Annotated in this window: 17 protein-coding genes; 13 read left to right on the forward strand and 4 right to left on the reverse strand. The window is 45.6% G+C overall.

Annotated elements, in window-relative coordinates; all coding sequences use genetic code 11:
* Positions 1 to 128: 128 nt before the first annotated feature.
* The 4 genes from AC4G46_RS12030 (at position 129) to AC4G46_RS12045 (ending at position 5,168) form a co-directional block, all read left to right on the forward strand.
* A complete protein-coding gene (locus AC4G46_RS12030; RefSeq protein ID WP_491128124.1) occupies positions 129 to 1,658 on the forward strand; it encodes an ABC transporter substrate-binding protein in 1,530 nt (509 codons plus the stop codon).
* A gap of 86 nt (positions 1,659 to 1,744) precedes the next feature.
* On the forward strand, positions 1,745 to 2,674 hold the full coding sequence (locus AC4G46_RS12035; protein WP_491128125.1) for an ABC transporter permease: 930 nt from the start codon (positions 1,745 to 1,747) through the stop codon (positions 2,672 to 2,674).
* A gap of 22 nt (positions 2,675 to 2,696) precedes the next feature.
* On the forward strand, positions 2,697 to 3,587 hold the full coding sequence (locus AC4G46_RS12040; protein ID WP_236334732.1) for a carbohydrate ABC transporter permease: 891 nt from the start codon (positions 2,697 to 2,699) through the stop codon (positions 3,585 to 3,587).
* Positions 3,588 to 3,608: 21 nt separating this feature from the next.
* Positions 3,609 to 5,168: a glycoside hydrolase family 43 protein gene (locus tag AC4G46_RS12045; RefSeq protein WP_491128126.1), complete on the forward strand. Its 1,560-nt coding sequence runs from the start codon at positions 3,609 to 3,611 to the stop codon at positions 5,166 to 5,168.
* A gap of 362 nt (positions 5,169 to 5,530) precedes the next feature.
* Here AC4G46_RS12045 and AC4G46_RS12050 read toward each other — a convergent pair whose 3' ends face one another.
* A complete protein-coding gene (locus AC4G46_RS12050; RefSeq protein ID WP_491128127.1) occupies positions 5,531 to 6,265 on the reverse strand; it encodes a 4'-phosphopantetheinyl transferase family protein in 735 nt (244 codons plus the stop codon).
* A gap of 331 nt (positions 6,266 to 6,596) precedes the next feature.
* Here AC4G46_RS12050 and AC4G46_RS12055 point away from each other — a divergent pair, with 331 nt between their 5' ends.
* The 3 genes from AC4G46_RS12055 to AC4G46_RS12065 are packed head-to-tail and all read left to right on the forward strand — an operon-like array spanning position 6,597 to position 8,262.
* Positions 6,597 to 7,343, forward strand: coding sequence for a GNAT family N-acetyltransferase (locus AC4G46_RS12055; protein WP_491128858.1), 747 nt, complete (start codon positions 6,597 to 6,599; stop codon positions 7,341 to 7,343).
* A 58-nt stretch (positions 7,344 to 7,401) separates the two neighbouring features.
* Entirely contained in the window at positions 7,402 to 7,887 is a 486-nt protein-coding gene (locus tag AC4G46_RS12060; protein WP_491128128.1) for a VOC family protein, read from the forward strand.
* Positions 7,888 to 8,262: a VOC family protein gene (locus AC4G46_RS12065; RefSeq protein ID WP_491128129.1), complete on the forward strand. Its 375-nt coding sequence runs from the start codon at positions 7,888 to 7,890 to the stop codon at positions 8,260 to 8,262. It begins immediately after the preceding gene.
* A 108-nt stretch (positions 8,263 to 8,370) separates the two neighbouring features.
* Here the strand turns inward: AC4G46_RS12065 and AC4G46_RS12070 are convergent, their stop codons facing one another.
* Positions 8,371 to 8,805 carry a helix-turn-helix domain-containing protein gene (locus tag AC4G46_RS12070; RefSeq protein ID WP_491128130.1) on the reverse strand — a complete coding sequence of 145 codons (435 nt, stop codon included), beginning with the start codon at positions 8,803 to 8,805 and terminating at the stop codon, positions 8,371 to 8,373.
* A gap of 128 nt (positions 8,806 to 8,933) precedes the next feature.
* Positions 8,934 to 10,106, reverse strand: coding sequence for an alpha/beta hydrolase family protein (locus AC4G46_RS12075; protein WP_491128131.1), 1,173 nt, complete (start codon positions 10,104 to 10,106; stop codon positions 8,934 to 8,936).
* Positions 10,107 to 10,265: 159 nt separating this feature from the next.
* On the opposite strand from AC4G46_RS12075, the gene AC4G46_RS12080 reads away from it, so the two are divergent.
* Entirely contained in the window at positions 10,266 to 10,640 is a 375-nt protein-coding gene (locus AC4G46_RS12080; RefSeq protein ID WP_491128132.1) for a hypothetical protein, read from the forward strand.
* A gap of 38 nt (positions 10,641 to 10,678) precedes the next feature.
* Positions 10,679 to 11,509 (forward strand): polysaccharide deacetylase family protein, encoded by an 831-nt coding sequence (locus AC4G46_RS12085; RefSeq protein WP_491128133.1) that lies wholly within the window; start codon positions 10,679 to 10,681, stop codon positions 11,507 to 11,509.
* A 53-nt stretch (positions 11,510 to 11,562) separates the two neighbouring features.
* Here the strand turns inward: AC4G46_RS12085 and AC4G46_RS12090 are convergent, their stop codons facing one another.
* Positions 11,563 to 12,444 carry an AraC family transcriptional regulator gene (locus AC4G46_RS12090; protein ID WP_491128134.1) on the reverse strand — a complete coding sequence of 294 codons (882 nt, stop codon included), beginning with the start codon at positions 12,442 to 12,444 and terminating at the stop codon, positions 11,563 to 11,565.
* Positions 12,445 to 12,562: 118 nt separating this feature from the next.
* Here AC4G46_RS12090 and AC4G46_RS12095 point away from each other — a divergent pair, with 118 nt between their 5' ends.
* The 4 genes from AC4G46_RS12095 (at position 12,563) to AC4G46_RS12110 (ending at position 17,097) form a co-directional block, all read left to right on the forward strand.
* On the forward strand, positions 12,563 to 13,183 hold the full coding sequence (locus AC4G46_RS12095) for a DapH/DapD/GlmU-related protein (RefSeq protein WP_491128135.1): 621 nt from the start codon (positions 12,563 to 12,565) through the stop codon (positions 13,181 to 13,183).
* 24 nt (positions 13,184 to 13,207) lie between these two features.
* On the forward strand, positions 13,208 to 14,002 hold the full coding sequence (locus tag AC4G46_RS12100) for an HAD family hydrolase (RefSeq protein WP_491128136.1): 795 nt from the start codon (positions 13,208 to 13,210) through the stop codon (positions 14,000 to 14,002).
* A gap of 13 nt (positions 14,003 to 14,015) precedes the next feature.
* Positions 14,016 to 15,398, forward strand: a complete 1,383-nt coding sequence (locus AC4G46_RS12105; RefSeq protein ID WP_491128137.1) for an MATE family efflux transporter — start codon at positions 14,016 to 14,018, stop codon at positions 15,396 to 15,398.
* A 295-nt stretch (positions 15,399 to 15,693) separates the two neighbouring features.
* Complete coding sequence (locus AC4G46_RS12110) at positions 15,694 to 17,097, forward strand: PTS transporter subunit EIIC (RefSeq protein ID WP_491128138.1); 1,404 nt, start codon at positions 15,694 to 15,696, stop codon at positions 17,095 to 17,097.
* The last annotated feature ends 8 nt before the right edge of the window (positions 17,098 to 17,105 follow it).

Here is a 17,105-nt window from a genome sequence, read left to right on the forward strand (position 1 = left end):
TACAGGTCGAAATTATGCAAATCTGAGGTCGAAAACAGAGTAGTGAGGAAATGTGGCCCGCTGTAACATTATAAACAGATTCGATGCAAATTCGATTCCAACTCACACACGGTACAGGGGGATGAAGAATGAAAAAAAAGCTTGGCTGGTTGAGTCTCATACTGGTATTTATGCTTGCAGTAACCGCTTGTTCAGGAAATGCCGGGGGTAACAATACAGGCGGAGGGAACAAAGAAGCAGGCAGTGCCGATCCGTCCGGGAGTAAAGAAGAGCCTTATGAAGTGGTGTACGCTTATCCGGCGTTCTCCAATGTCCCGGCAGACATACAGGAGGTACAGGAGGCCATCAACAAGATTTCGGTGGACAAAATCAATGTAAAGGTCAAGCTTCTGCCGATAAGTAACAGCGCTTTCACCAACCAGATCAACCTGATGCTATCAAGCGGGGAAAAGCTCGATATGTTCGCCATGCTCAGCACCTACAGCAATCAGGTAGCCAAAGGAGCCTTGTACCCGATTGGCAATATCATGGAAGCCAATGCGCAAGGGACAATCGATGCCCTTGGGGTCGATTACTATAACGCCACCAAGGTTGGCGGCGTCAGCTATGGTGTACCGAGTCTCCGCGATTTAGCGCAGGATTTCGGTATCGTAGTCCGCAAGGATATTGTGGACAAATATAACATCAACCTTGATGATGTGAAAACCTTTGATGATTTCGAGTTAATCTTTAAGGCAGTAAAAGAAAATGAGCCGGGAATGGCCGGTGCTACCAACCTGACGAACGGTTCGATTCTCAGTACTTACGGAATCCAGGATCCGCTCGGGAACAACCTGGGTGTCCTGCTGAATCATGGGCTTGATGATCTGAAGGTCGTGAACCTGTTCGCTTCTGAGGAGTATAAACAGATTGTAACCAAGATCCGCGAGTGGTATCTGGCAGGCTACCTGGTCAAGGATGCTGCAACCAGCCCGGAATTAAACAATGTGATGGTGAAATCCGGCAAGGCAGCCAGCTGGTTATCCGCGATGAAGCCGGGCTTTGAAACGCAGGAAAGCCGCAATGTCGGGGTGGAAATGACTGCTGCACGTACGCAGAAGCCAGTGGCCATGACCGATACGGTGACTAACGTAGCTATCGGTGTTGCAGCCACTTCAGAGCAGCCGGAAAAAGCATTGCAGTTTCTGAACCTGATGTACACCGACAAGGACATTGTAAACCTGATCGACTGGGGCATTGAAGGCAAGCATTATGTAAAAGTTCAAGGTGCGGATAATGTGATCAAATACCCGGATGGGGTCACAGGTGACAATGTCGGATACAAGAGTGACGGCTGGATGCACGGCAACCAGTTCCTCTCCTATGTCTTCGAGGGCGATGATCCTGAAGTGTATGTGAAGATGAACGAGTTCAACCAGTCTGCGGCCAAATCCAAAGCCCTCGGCTTTACCTTTAACGGCGATTCTGTAAAGGCTGAAATTGCCGCCTGCAATGCGGTGCTTGACCAATACCGCCGGGCTATCGAGAGCGGCGTGCTTGAGCTGGACAAAGCGCTTCCCGAATTCCTGAAGAAGCTCGATGATGCCGGTATTAATACCATCATCACCGAAAAGCAGAAGCAGCTGGATGAATGGGCTGCCGGCAACGCGTCCAAATAGGAAGGCTTACGATCCAATCAGCAGAAGGCTGGTTGGATCGTATTTTTAAAATGCTATTTTGCCAAAGGAAAGGAAGTGCAGTCCAAATGAAGCAGCTGAGCTTAAAGCAAGGCAGCAAGAAGCTTAAGTATGCCCCCTTATACTTGCTGATGATTCCGGGAATCGTCTATCTGCTGATCAACAATTATCTGCCGATGCTGGGGATATTCATTGCTTTTAAAAATATCAATTTCACCAAAGGTATATTCGGGAGCGAATGGATCGGCTTTCAGAATTTCAAATATTTGTTCCAGACAAGTGACGCTTATATCATCACGCGAAATACGATCTTATATAATGCGGTGTTCATCGTGCTGGGAACGCTATTTGCGATCGCCTTTGCCATTCTGCTCAATGAGATCAAGAAGAAGGTGCTGTCCCGGTTCTATCAGAGTGTTATTGTCCTGCCCCATCTGATTTCATTCGTGGTTGTCGGTTATCTGGCCTATGCCGGATTGAGCCTGGAGACAGGTTTTATGAACAAAACCGTCCTGCCGCTCCTGGGGATTGAGCCGATTTCGTGGTACACCGAGCCGAAGTACTGGCCGTTTATCCTGACGATTATTCATCTATGGAAATCTATCGGCTTCAGCTGCATAATCTTTCTGGCTTCAATTATTAGTATTGATACGGAATACTATGAAGCTGCAACGCTGGACGGAGCCTCCAAGTGGGCGCAGATCCGCTCCATAACGATTCCGCTGATTACGCCGGTTATTGTCATGCTGACACTGCTGGGTATCGGCCGGATCTTTTACTCCGATTTCGGGCTGTTCTATCAGGTACCAATGAATGCAGGATTTATTTCGGATACGACGAGCGTAATTGATACTTATGTCTATAAGGGACTGATGGTATCAGGGGATATGGGGATGGCATCGGCGGCCGGTGTCTATCAGTCCATCGTCGGCTTCATCCTGGTGCTCGGGGCGAATCTGCTTGTCCGCAGGTTCAGCAAAGATAATGCGTTATTCTAAACAGATTCGGGGTGAGCGGATTATGATTAATGAGAGTAAAGCAATGAAATGGATATCTAATATGGTCTTGGGGCTATTTGCCGCGGCGTGCCTTGTTCCCTTTGCTCTGCTGATAATTGCGTCGTTCAGCAGTGAAGAAAGTATCGTCCGGCAGGGCTATACGTTCTTCCCGGAGGCGTTCAGCCTGAAGGCCTATGAGTACCTCTGGCAGCATCAGCTGGAGCTGGGCCGGGCATATGGCATTACAATTCTTATAACAACGGTAGGAACTGCAGTAAGTCTGGCTATCACCTCGATGCTGGCTTATCCGTTGTCCCGCCGGGATATGCCGCTGAACAGGTTCTGGACCTTCATCGTCTTTTTCACCATGCTCTTTAACGGCGGTCTGGTGCCGACTTATCTGGTGTATACACAGCTTTTTGATATCAAAAATACACTCTTCGGCCTGCTCCTGCCAGGCCTGCTGATGAACGGCTTTAATATCCTGCTGGTCCGGACGTTCTTCCTGACCTCAATTCCGCCTGCACTGATTGATGCGGCAAGTATAGACGGGGCGGGGGAGATCAAAATTTTCTACCGGATCATCCTTCCGTTATCCATGCCTATTATGGCAACGATCGGACTGTTTCAGGCTATCGCTTACTGGAATGACTGGTTTAACGGCCTGATCTATATTACCGACACCCGAATGTTCGGGATACAGACGATTCTCACCAAGATGGTGATGGACATCCAGTTCCTGACAAGCAACAGCAATGCTGCTGGCGTGAACGCCGGAGCAGCGATAGCGGAGCTCCCAAGCACTTCCGTCCGGATGGCCATTGCGGCTATCGGGGTCCTGCCGATCCTGATCGCGTATCCGTTTTTCCAGAAATATTTTGTAAAAGGCATCACCATTGGCGCTGTCAAATAAAAAGAGAGAAGGAGCATGGAGATGAAATTCAGCAATCCGATTGTCAGCGGAGCCTATCCGGACCCGAGCATCTGCCGGGTGGATGACGACTATTACCTGGTTAACAGCTCGTTTGGTTATTTCCCCGGGCTGCCTATTTTCCACAGCAAGGATCTGATTAACTGGCGGCAGATCGGCCACGGCTTAACAAGGGAGAGCCAGGTGCCCTTGCTCAGCAGCGAGGGGGCAGATGGAGGCCCGTTGTTCAGCTATATGGGCATTTATGCGCCGACAATCCGTTTTCATAACGGACAGTTCTACATTGTGACCACCAATACGGTTGGCGGGCGGAACTTTATCATCCAGGCGGAAAAGCCGGAGGGCCCCTGGTCTGAGCCGCTTTATCTGGACCAATGGGGAGGAATTGATCCTTCACTATTATTTGATGAAGACGGAAAAGTATATATTACAGGAACAGGCAGCTACAAGGATGCTGTTCCGGGGGTTTATCAGGCGGAAATGGATCTCTCTACTGGTGACATTCTGACAGAACGGCAGCTGATCTGGGAAGGGACCGGCGGCAGCTTTCCGGAAGGGCCGCATTTGTACCGGATAAATGACCTCTATTATTTGCTTATAGCGGAAGGCGGCACGGAGTACGGCCATATGGTGACGGTTGCCAGAAGCCGCCAGCCTTACGGGCCTTTTGAGACCTGCCCATACAATCCCGTTTTGACTCACAGAAGTATCAGCCATCCGGTCCAGGCTACCGGACATGCTGATTTCGTTCAGGCCCATGACGGCACATGGTGGACCGTACTACTCGGCATCAGGCCGGTCGGGTATCCCTTTCACCACCATCTGGGCAGGGAAACGTATCTTGCACCTGTAACCTGGACCAAGGACGGCTGGCCGCTGATTGGTGAAAACGGACGAATCGGATTGGAGATGGAAGGTCCAGGGTTTTTTGGAGGCTATGACGCGGGGGTATCCCGCTTTGGCAGGGACGGCTTCGATGGCGGGGCACTGGGCCTGCAGTGGAACTTTTTTAAGAATCCGCCTGAACAGAGCTACTCGCTTTCTGACCGGAAAAGCTGTCTTACGCTATATGGAACAGAATATACGCTGGACGACTCACAGCAGCTGGCCTTTGTCGGCCGCAGGCAGCAGGATTTCGATTGCGCGGTCTCAGCTCTGCTGCTGTTTGATCCGGTTAATGACGGTGAAGAAGCCGGATTGACCGTCTATATGAACGAAAGAGCCCATTACGAGATCGGGCTGAGAAAAGCTAACGGCCTCAGGACGCTGTTTCTGCGCCGGCGTATCGGTTCCCTGTGGAAGGTGGAGAGGGAGACGGAGCTGGAGGCAAGCGAGGTGATACTGAGCATCCTGGCAGATTCCCTGCAGTATGTCTTCAGCTATTCTTTAGCCGGACAAGAGGCGGTGAGGATCGGCAGCGGGGAATGCTCCTATGTGGCCACCGAGGTAGCCGGGGGGTTCACCGGGGTATACCTCGGGATGTATGCAACTGGAAACGGCAAGATCAGCCAGTCGCCTGCGCATTTTGACTATTTCGATTATATTCAGAAAGAAATGATATAGCCTAAAACGAAACAACTCATCTGTCTGATGAGTTGTTTTTGTTTTAATAATTGACTGAAGCCATACCGGAATCAAAATACAAAAGAAAATTCAGTTGTGAAGAGTTTGTCAAATGGCATTCTAACGAACCTTAGTTCCGTGTAGGTGAAGAAGATTAAACTGTTTGAAATGGAGGAATTGCAGCAGATATTTAAGAATTTGTAGGTTGGGTATTTTAATCATAAAAACCAGATCGGCTGGAGATTTACCAGCGCAACCTTGATGCCGCTCGTTGTCGGGTATGGCGTCACCAAAAACCAGGAATATCTTGACCGGATCGGCTGCCAGGGGATTATCGATAACAAGGACTGAAAGGAAGAGTATCAGTAGCGGTTGTTAAAACTTGTATTATAAATAGTATTGAAACTCAAACTTAACTCTTCCCAATCCAGTAATTTTATTTGCTTTGGAAAATTTGTAGTTTGACTACAAACGGACAGCGCATATTCGGCATTAAAATGGTATTGCATAAAATTCCAGATTGAAGGATTTTTTTGGGGCGGGTGTAAAATATATGTATCTTGAATGGAGATGTCAATAGTAAAAGAATCTAAAGGGACGGATAACCCTGTACCAATTGCTTTCAAATAACTCTCTTTCAATGTCCATAATTGGTAAAATAGCTTAATCTGCTCATCTTTGTTGCATTTCGCCTGGATCATATTAATTTCAGAAGTAGAAAAAAACCGCTCTGCAACTTCTAGATTAATAGGAGCTAATTTTTCAATATCAATTCCGACCGGGAGATTATCAAAGGCTGCAACCACCCAATCTCCTGAATGAGAAATATTATAATGATAATCAGGGTAATTAGTGAATCCAGGTTTTCCATAGCTGTTTATTTCTCTTAATATGCTTTTGGGGGGGAGATTCCAACTATTAAAACAAAATATTTGCAGCAGCATTTCTCCACAAAGAGACCTTAGCTTATCTTCGTGACAATGGAATTTATGGATTTTCTGCTGGATATCCGGACTACATTTTTTTAGAAACTCTTCAATATTAATCTTTGTTTCCTGTTCTTTATTAAATTTCAAACATGCTGCTAATATTTCCATATGATTACCTTTCATTTTTTATATTTACTTATTGTATTTTAATATTCTTCATAAAAGCCCATTATCCTTTGAAATCGACATTAATATGGCAATGAAATGTTTAAAGATAGGCAAGATGTGTAGCCAATGAGAACGGTTGATTTTCGGCATTTGTTTGGTAAAATAAGGATAAATAACATGCATTCCTGTTTTAAGCTATGTGAATAAGGGAACGTTATACGAATTCCTTAAGTGCAGATATAAAGGATAAGAACGGAGGAGATGTGTTATAGAATCACTCATTACAACAGGAGAATTGGTAAAAATCATTGAACAATCGGAAATAGATTATATGCAAGAACGGATGATTGCAATTCAGAACAGGGCGGGAAATCCAGAAGGAATCGAAATTAAACGATTTGGAAATGAGCTTTGCTTATACAGTAAGACAATGCCCTGGGGATCTTTTAATACCGTTAAGGGCATTACAGATGCAGAACTGGAATTCTTGGATTCAATCATCAATTTCTACAGAGCAAGAGAACGAAAGATACAATTCGAAATTGTCCCGTCGTCTGTAAACGCTAACTTTCTAAAATGTTTGTCTGATCATGGCTTCTATGCATCCGGATTTCATACATCAACCTATATGGAGCCTAAGTTATTTAACGAGCAACACCCGGACTCTATTCACATTAAAGAACTGAATGAAGATCAATTCGAAATGTATGCCATGATTCATTGCAGGGGCACCGGACTGCCTGATAATGGTATCGCAGCTGTCGCAGCAAATAATAAAGTTCTGTTTCACCGTCCAGGATGGAAGTTCTTTATTGCTTATGTTCATAATGAGCCGGCAGCTGCAGCTGTGATGAGTATAAATGATGGCATAGCATCACTTACATTCGCTGCAACGTTACCGCCTTTTAGGGGGAATGGATTGCACCAATTACTGTTAAAAAGAAGAATTGAGGAAGCGAAACATAGTAAATGCAGACTTGTAGTAGGGCAATGCAGTTACTTATCCCAGAGCCATAGAAACATGGAACGAATCGGAATGAAGATCGGATATATTAGGACTACATGGACTGAAAGGTGAGGTTCTGAGAGCCTCATGGTTTTATGATTGTCCAAAAACAGTTTTGGGAGGTATGGTTGTGGGATTCAAATCAACTATTTTAGTAGTTGAAGATGTGGTTGAATCAAGAAAGGTGTATGAAGAATTGCTTGGATGCAAAGTGAATTCAGATTTTGGCATATACAATGTTGGCTTTGAGGGTGGTCTTGCACTTTATAAAAAATCGCTTTTTGCAGAATTGATTAATAGTAATGATATTGTATCAAAAGCACAGAATGTAGCTGTATACTTTGAATTCGATGATATCAATTCGTTAAGAGATAAGATAATCGCCGGTGGGTTCGAGCTTGTACATGATATTAGGGAACAGCCGTGGGGACAGATGGTTGTACGTTTCTATGATTATGATAACCATATCATTGAGATCGCGGAGGATATGGATACGGTTCTAGTTAACATGTATAAGTCAGGAATGTCGGAATCAGCGATTGCCAATAAAACGGGTTACCCTGAAGATCATGTGAAGAATATAGTAACAAACGGCACTATTGGAGAGGAGAACTAAATGAAAACACATCTTAATCATGTAAGAGTGAATGTATCCAATATAAGCAGGGCATTGAAATGGTATGAAGAGATTCTGGGATTTGAGAATGATGGCGGCTGGCCTCTTGAAAATCCTACATATTATGATTTTAAATCAGAAGAAGGTGCCAAGTTTGCAATACTGGAAGTAAAAGAGAAGAAGTCATATGGCAGAATTAATTTTGAGGTTGATAATGTTGATGAACTTTGGGGAACGTTAAAGGACAAGGTTGAGATTGTTGAATCATTGTTTGATACCCCATGGGGAACACGTAAATTTACCATTAGAGATTTGGATGGAAACGAATTGGGGTTTGGAGGGAAAGTCAGTCATATTGAAGTACAAAAGAGTTAGGAAAGCCTGAAATCAAGGGCCAAATAATCGTAAGTCTCGAGTACAGAACAAGCGATCTCCCAGCAGGCCGTCCGTAAGGGCCTGCCAATGGGGGCCCTTTAACACATTCTATATAAATTTTTGTTCAAGCCACGCTCCAAAATTCAAAGTATACTTTATCGGCCCTGACAATATCACTCTAAAATAATCTGGAGAGAGCAGTTCATAATGAAACCTCCGGTTCCCGCCTGAATACACTTGATTGTATTGCTCAATGATCTGGTCTCTGATGGTTTCGAGTTCTTCTTGGCTCTTTATAGGGATATTTAGTGCTAACAAGGATTGTTGGAATGTTTCCGGGGTATTGAAAGGTTCGATGAATTCAGTTATTGGATTATTAAGACTTGCCTCTCCAGTCAACTTTCGAATATCTTCTAAGGTAAACCGCCATTGACCGCCGATTTTAGTACCTGTTAGTTCACCAGATTTTAAATAATTACTTATTGTTCTAGTGGTCACTTGTAATTCTTTTGCAAGTTCCTCGACTGTCCAATAGTTCTTCATGTTTGTTCTCCGTCTCTATTGAAATCAATTTGGTGTCGACAGTCAGGCATATGAAAATTATGATTTACACACCAAAAATCCCGACCAGGAGTTATCCTGCATCGGGATTTTAATAAATATAAGCAGCCTTACCCTATCTCAGGCACTGCCGAATAGATCCGTACAGTAAGCCCGTCTGTATATCCTTCCAGCACTGCCGTTAAATCCTCCTGATTCAGAAAAGCCAATGCCTTGCCGTCAGTTTTAATAGCGGGCTTCCATTCGCCGTTCACGTTCTGGTTGATAATATGTATCCGGCACTCCTCACCCGTATAATCCGTTCCTTCCAGAGTGTAGTCGGCCCTCATGCTCACTAATTGATCATCGGCATATTCCTGCACATCCTCAGCCCCTGGTAAAATAGCACCTTTGAAATAGGGGCTGTCACTGTTTCCCGTAAAAAGAACCGCAATCTGCTTGTGCGAACCTTCCTCCTTGCGGCCCTCCGAGCCTGTAATCTGGACCCTGATGGTTAAAATCTCTTTTTTACCGAGCAAAAACTGCTGTATCGATACCAAGGCACTGGCACTCTGTGTTTCGGTAAAGGAATGCCCTGCCTCCTGGATCAGCTGCAGGTGACATTGCTCCGGCGCATAGGCTTCCTGGGCTTTAACAGCGTAAGTATAAGGTACAACCTGATCAGCCGTTCCGTGCATCAGCAAGACTGGGCCTTTGTAGGAGATGATTGCTTCAAACGGGTCCATCTCCACTACAGCGTCATGGAACCTTTTACTGATCTGTATATGTCCGCAGTCGATTACTTCAGGGACATCATTGACATCATAGGAGGCGCCGGCCAGAGCACCCTGGCGGGCATGATCCGGTATACAGAGCGCAGGGTAAATGAGTATTAGCGCTTCGATCTCATCCGGGCGCTTGGCTGCGGCCAGTGCTGAGACGAACCCGCCCTGGCTGAAGCCCATAAGCGTTATTTTATCAGCATCAACAGCATCCAGACCTTTAACATAATCCATAACGGCCATCAGATCCTCGCATTCGGTCAGCACGGTCATCTCTGTGGTTGCTCCGTCACTTGTACCTAGTCCGGGAGCACTGCCGCCGCAAAAATCAAAACAAAACGCCGCATAGCCCCAAGAAGCCAAGGTCTGGCAGTATGTATAGAGATCCTTAGAATTGCCGCCGAATCCATGGCTGACAATAATGGCCGGAAGGTGATCCCCTGCCGGTATAAATGCTCTTCCGCGAATCGTTAACCCGTCCCGGGTACAGCTGAACTCATGCTCTGTAATGTTTGTGTGCATCTCAAAATTACCCTCCTTATGTAGGTATACGCTTTCATTATACCTGAATCAGGGCCTGAATTCTTGCTAAAGAAAGATATGTGGTGCAGCATTTTAGTGATAAGGATAATATTGTTAATTGAATGGTTCGCTTAAAATTGCACAAGGGAGGGGGATGTTATGAGTCTGATTGTAAGTATAATTGCAAAGAGAGATGTAGAGGTTGATACGGAGGATTTAGAAGCGCAGGTACCTGAACCGCATAATGATTTGTTTGGTGTTGAATCCTGTAGAAGAACTTTATGGGGAAGTGACGTAATTAAAGAGCTTGGGTGTGAATTAATATCTTCGTTAAAAGAAACAAACGTTTATGTATTTGATAAAGACATAGAAAAACTCAGAAATGAGTTTATAATGATGATGGATCATTTAGATATTATTATGCAACATACAGGTTTTGATAGAGACTATATCGAATTTAGAGCTGGAAATGCACTGGAGATGATCAAGATTGCGCTTAGAGAAAAGGATAAGGTTGGAATTGCACTTTGGTAAACGTACTTTATTATCAAAAATTATAAAAGGAGACTCCAATGAAACGAATAACCAAGCTATGGCCCGGCGGTAAAACGAAAGCCTTTACATTAAGCTATGACGACGGTGTGGAGCAGGACAGAAGGCTGATCGATATTTTTAACAAGTACAATCTCAAAGCAACATTTAACTTGAACTCCGGGATTCAGCATGAAGGCAGCTTCTGGGTGGATAAAGGGATTACAATCAGACGGATGAACCCGGAGGGGCTGGAGGACTTGTATAAAGGCCACGAAATTGCCGTTCACAGCCTGACCCATCCTGTACTGCCTGATCTTCCGCGTGAGCTTGTGCTGACTGAGCTGCTGGACGACAAACGGAATCTGGAGCGGCAATTCGGTTACCTGGTGACAGGGATGGCTTATCCCTACGGAGCTTATAATGCTGCGGTTATCGAGGCGCTGAAAGCATGCGGGCTGGAGTATGCCAGAACGGTTAACTCGCATTTGAAGTTTAATCTGCCGGAGAATCCCTATGAATGGCATCCGACGTGTCATCATAACCATCCGGAGCTGATGAATCTGGCCGAAGCCTTCCTTGCAGACCGTTTCGGGCCGCTGTCTTTGTTCTATGTATGGGGACACAGCTATGAGTTTGACGTGCAGGATAACTGGGAGCTGATTGAGGCATTCAGTCAAAAGATCAGCAGCCGTGAAGAAGTCTGGTATGCAACCAATATTGAAATCATCCGTTACATAGAAGCACACGGCAAGCTGAAATATTCGACAGACTGTACCATGGTATACAATCCGGGTGCATTATCCGTATGGATTGCTGTTAACGATGAAGCAGTAGAGGTTCTGCCCGGGAAGACACTGCACTTACTGTAGAACAAGCAACATACCATCATCCAAACAACCGGCTGGTTCTCCGCCGGTTGTTTTTAATTTCTGATCTTTTTTCTGTAGCCAAGCGGTGTCAGGCCGATCTCGTTGCGAAAAACGTAAGAAAAGTAACTCGGGCTTTGAAATCCGCACCGCATGGCAATTTCACTGATGGATCTGTTCGTTTCAGTCAGCAGCTCACAGCTCTTCTGAATGCGGTGACGCACCAGATACGAGTTAGGACTTATCCCGGTATATTTATCGAATAATTCGCAGCATTTGCTCCGGCAGACAGAGCCGGCGGCAGCAATTTCATCGAGCGTAATTTTAGCATCATATTGATGATGAATGAATCCGGTCATATTCCGGAGAATCAACCAGGACTGGTCATCGTTAACCTGCCCGGGAACCTGCTGCAGATGATCGCTGATATCCGCACAAAGTCCGGCAGCCAATGCAAGAAGCCGCAGCGGTTTAAAGGAAGGGCTGTTCATTTCCGTGTAGGTTTGCTCTATAGCCCGCAGAATGTCTTTTTCCCAGCCGCTTTGCTGCGTAATTAAAAGATAGTCTTCCGTGTTAGAACCGAAAGTCTCATCAAAATAGGCTTTGTCCAAATGACTGGCGTCTCCGAACAATGAGGGATGAATGGCAAGGACGATAAATGAACAATCCAGATGCTTGGAAGAAAAACCATAGTGCAGGCGCCGGCTGTTAACAAAAATACCATTCCCTTGTCCCATATTTACAATTTCGCCATTCACAAAGTATTCCATCTCGCCTTCCAGCACAAGTATAAATTCCAGGTCCGGATGCCAGTGGCACGCCGCAGCGTATTTATCGAATTGGTTCAGCAATCCCTTTCTGGCGTAGAGCGGGAAATCAGGGAGATTATAATGTAATTGTTCCGACAGGTCGGAGAATACCTCCAGCTTGGCCATCATCGTTGACTCTCCTTGAAAAATACGGTTTTGATAAAATCACATCCAATTTGGATAGATCAAACGTTAATATAATAATACAATTTTGATAACTTCAAAGAAAGCTTAAGGAGAGAAAAAGATGACAATGCGAGAGCGGATTGCTTCCGGAAAGTTATTTACGGACTACTGTGAAGGGTTGCCCGAGGACAGACTGCAGGCCAAAAAAAGAATGCATGCTTTCAACTCGTCAGCACCGGATGCCCTGGATCAGCGGGCCAGCCTAATGACTGAAATCTTCGGAAAAGAAACAAAAGCGTGGATTGAACCGCCGTTCTATTTCTGCTACGGGACAAACATTGAAATCGGGGAAGGCTCTTACCTTAATTTTAATTGTAATTTTGTTGACGATACTAAGATTATCATTGGCAAAAAGGTAATGTTCGGACCAGCTGTAACGATCGCTACCGTAGGACATCCGCTTCACCCGGACTATCGGGAATACATGTATGCGGACCCTGTAACCATCCGCGACAATTGCTGGATTGGTGCGGGTGTAACGATCTGTCCCGGGGTCACCATCGGTGAAAATTCGGTTATTGGTGCCGGAAGTGTAGTGACCCGAGATATTCCGGCTAACTCCGTTGCCGTTGGCAATCCATGCCGGGTGATGCGCACGATTGATGGGCATGACCGGAAATATTACTACAAAGACAGGGAAATTACACAAGCGGATCTGGATGAAGAAGCCGGATGGAGATAAACCAACAGATGAAGGAGCATACACATGATTAAGTTAATACTCACTGATATGGATGGTACCTTTTTGAACAGCAGCGGTGATTTTAATAGAATGTTATTTAAAGAAGCAAAAAAGATCATGCAGGAGCAGGGCGTTATTTTCGCCCCGGTTACCGGCAAGCAGTGTGAGAGGGTTGAAGAACTGTTTGGCGATGATGCCAAGGATCTCTGGATTCTGGGGGACAGCGCCACCCGGATTAAGCATAACGGGGAATTTGTATATGAAAGCCTGCTGAGCAATAAGCTTGGTCTTGAGATTATACAGCTGCTTGAAGAAATCAGCCTGGATCATGTAATCATCGCCTGTACAAGAAGCGGTGCAGTGATAAAGAATACTGTCCCTGCCGATCTTGTGAGAAGATCCTACGCCCAAGTCAGACAGGTTGCTGATTTCAGGGAAATTACAGACGATTTTGTTAAAATAACCGTTTATGATGCGGCGCTGCAATGCTTTGAAACACGGGAAAGGTTATCGCGTTTTTTTGAATCCGCCTATATTGTAGCGTCTGAAGCTGCCTGGATCGATATTGCCAATGTCAATGTCCATAAAGGCACGACTGTAGAACATTTACAGCAGTTATTGGATGTAACACCGGAAGAAACAATGGCGTTTGGCGACGGGTACAACGATCTGGAGCTGCTTGTCCGTGCTGATTTCAGCTTTGCTGTACGCAATGCCTTCCCTGAGCTTAAGGACGCTGCAAGATATATTACAGGCTCCAATGACGAGGATGCCGTAATGAAAACGATCATTCAACTGCTGTCCCTGCAGAAGGATTGAAAAGAGGGATGTGATGCTTAGCAATTTTGTAATCTCAGCTGTTAAGGATAAGCATTTTAACCGGCAGCTGCTTCAGCTGGTTATCCCGATTGCCTTTCAGAATCTCATTTCAGCGCTGGCGGTAACCGTAGATGTGATTATGCTGGGATTTATCAGCCAGTCGGCGATGTCCTCGGTATCCTTGGCCGGGCAAATCACCTTCGTGCTAACCTTGTTTTACATGGGGATGGCTGCGGGAGTTGGAATTCTTGCTGCACAGTACTGGGGAAAAAAAGACCTCATGACCATTGAGCGGGTACTGAGTATCGGATGTGTGTTTACACTGATTATCTCTGCTGTCTTTTTTATCCTGTCGCTGTTAATGCCGGAGCAGCTGATGAGTCTGTTTACAAATGATGATGAACTGATCAGGTACGGGGCCAAGCTTCTGCAGACCGTCTCCTTCTCCTATCTGGCCGGAGGCCTTTCTCAGATGTACTTCAGTGTAATCCGGAGCATGGAGAATGCAAGGGCAAGCGCCTGGATCAGCTCCTCCTGCCTTTTGTTAAATATCCTGCTTAATGCCGTAAGCATATATGCGCTTTATCCGGAGGATGCTGAAAAAGCTGTAATGGCTGTTGCTTTATCGACGGTACTTGCGCGGTTTGTTGAACTAATCTGCTGTATACTTCATTCCCTAAAAGGAAATATAAAGTTCAAGTACCCGTTACATGATACGGTTCAGCGTCATTTGCTGGGTGATTTTCTAAAGTACACCTTGCCAGTCCAGGGCAATTATATCGTCTGGGGCGGAGCTTTAACGGCAACGTCAGCCATTATCGGGCATGTCAATGCGGATATGGTAGCTGCAAATTCTGTTGCTTCGGTGGTTAAAAATCTGGCGATTGTACTATGCGGGGGGATAGCAAGCGGGGGTGCGGTATTAGTCGGTAAATACCTGGGCAACGGGGAAATCCTGCAGGCTAAAGCTGCCGGCAAAAGGCTGAAGGTATACGCTGTTTTGTTTGGTATCCTGGCGGGGCTGACTACACTGTTGCTTATGCCTGCAGTACTCCGGGTGGTGAATCTGAATGAGCAGGCCGAGCAGTACCTCAGCGGGATGCTGCTGATCTGCGCTTATTACTGCATCCCGAAATCCATCAACTCTACGACAATCGGCGGCATCTTTGTTGCCGGGGGAGACTCCAGGTTTGGATTGTGGTGTGACACCATTGTGATGTGGGGAATCATATTGCCGCTGGGATTTTTGAGCGCATTTGTATGGCAGCTCCCGCCGCTCATGATTTATTTTGTCATCAATCTGGATGAAGTCATTAAGGCCCCTGTTGCGATAGTGCGCTATTTCAGATATAAATGGCTGAACAATATCACGAGGGGGCTGTCCCGGACATTGTGATTTAGGAGAATACTTTGCCTTGTCTATACTATTCTACTTACCTGCCGTTATAACGACCCTTAAGCAGTCTCAATTCTGAGACTGCTTTTTTGTGAATTATCATATACAAGAGTACTTCTGTACACAATAAAAACAACGATTTGGTCAATAAAATACTGTGTTTTTGATCTTATTTTGAACGATTAATGGTGATAATCTTAGCTTGTAAACATTATGAAAGGGCTTCAATTAACAAAATGCCCTATGATAGGCGAGGTTATTCATCAAGGCTTGAGTAAAGGAAGGCGGGGGAGTTATGGGAAAAGATTACACATCATTAGCGAAGCAAATTGAAGAAAAGGTTGGGGGGGCCGACAACGTTGAGAGCCTGGTGCATTGCATGACCCGGCTGCGCTTCAAATTGCACGATAGCACCAAATTTGATAAATCCGGCTTAGAACAAACGGAGGGCGTTATCAAAGTGCTGATTGCCAGCAATCAGCATCAGGTTGTCATTGGCCCGCATGTCGGGGAAGTGATGAAATCCTTCGAGCAAGTGACAGGCCGAGTCTTCAAGGACGATGAAGAGCCGGAGGAAGGCACTGACCGGGTGGAAGCATCACCCCCTCCTGAGCAGAAAAAGAAAAATGTATTTACGAGAGCCGTTAATCTCTACATTGATGTAGTTTCAAGCATATTCATGCCCATAATGGGTGCGCTGGCAGGCGCTGCACTGCTGAAAGCATTTGTCATTATGGCTACTACCTTTGGCTGGCTGTCTACAGAAACTACAACGTACACCATTTTGCATGCCATCGGAGAGGCGTTCTTCTACTTCCTGCCATTCTTCCTTGCCACCTCGGCAGCGGAGAAATTCAAAGCCAATAAATATGTAGCCGGTATCATTGCTGGAACCATGCTGTTTCCGTCGATCATGGCCCTTCAAGGCGGAGATGTAGACTTTTTCGGGATTCCGGTTGTCATGATTAACTATTCATCGTCTGTTCTCCCTATTCTGGTGGCTGTATACGGACAGAGTAAGTTAGAAGCACTATTAAAGAAATTTATACCAAAGTCTGTTCAGTTTTTCCTTAATCCGTTCTTTACTTTAGCCATTGTAGTACCGCTATCTTTGATTGTAATTGGACCTATTACGAGCGAGATCAGTAACATCATTGCTAAAGGGTTAGTGGGATTAATTGAGATATCACCGGCGCTGACCGCCTTTGTATTCGGAACCTTGTGGCAGGTAATGATTATGTTTGGATTGCATTGGGGGCTTCTGCCTATCGTTATGAACAACATTTCGATCTATGGCGGAGATGTGCTTTTACCGCTGGTTACCGGGGCGACCTTCTCGATGGCAGGGGCAGTCTTAGCCGTATGGATCAAAACGAAAAAACCTTCCATTAAACAGCTGGCTGGTCCGGCTTTCGTTACAGCACTGGTAGGCGGCGTTACAGAACCGGCGATCTATGGGATTGCGCTGAAATATAAGAGACCCTTCGTTATCTCTTGTCTGGCTACCGGTATAAGCGGTATCGCCATGGCATTTGGATCGGTCATGTGGCCTTCCATTATGAGTATTAATATTCTGACACTGCCAGCCCTTTATGCTATTGGTGGAGTAGCTGTTTTGTTAAACGCCGTAATCGCTTTCGGCTTAGGCCTGATCTTAACTTATCTGTTCGGATTTAACGATTCGATGGTAAAGGAATAATCACGATT

Source organism: Paenibacillus sp. fava2 (assembly GCF_058313675.1).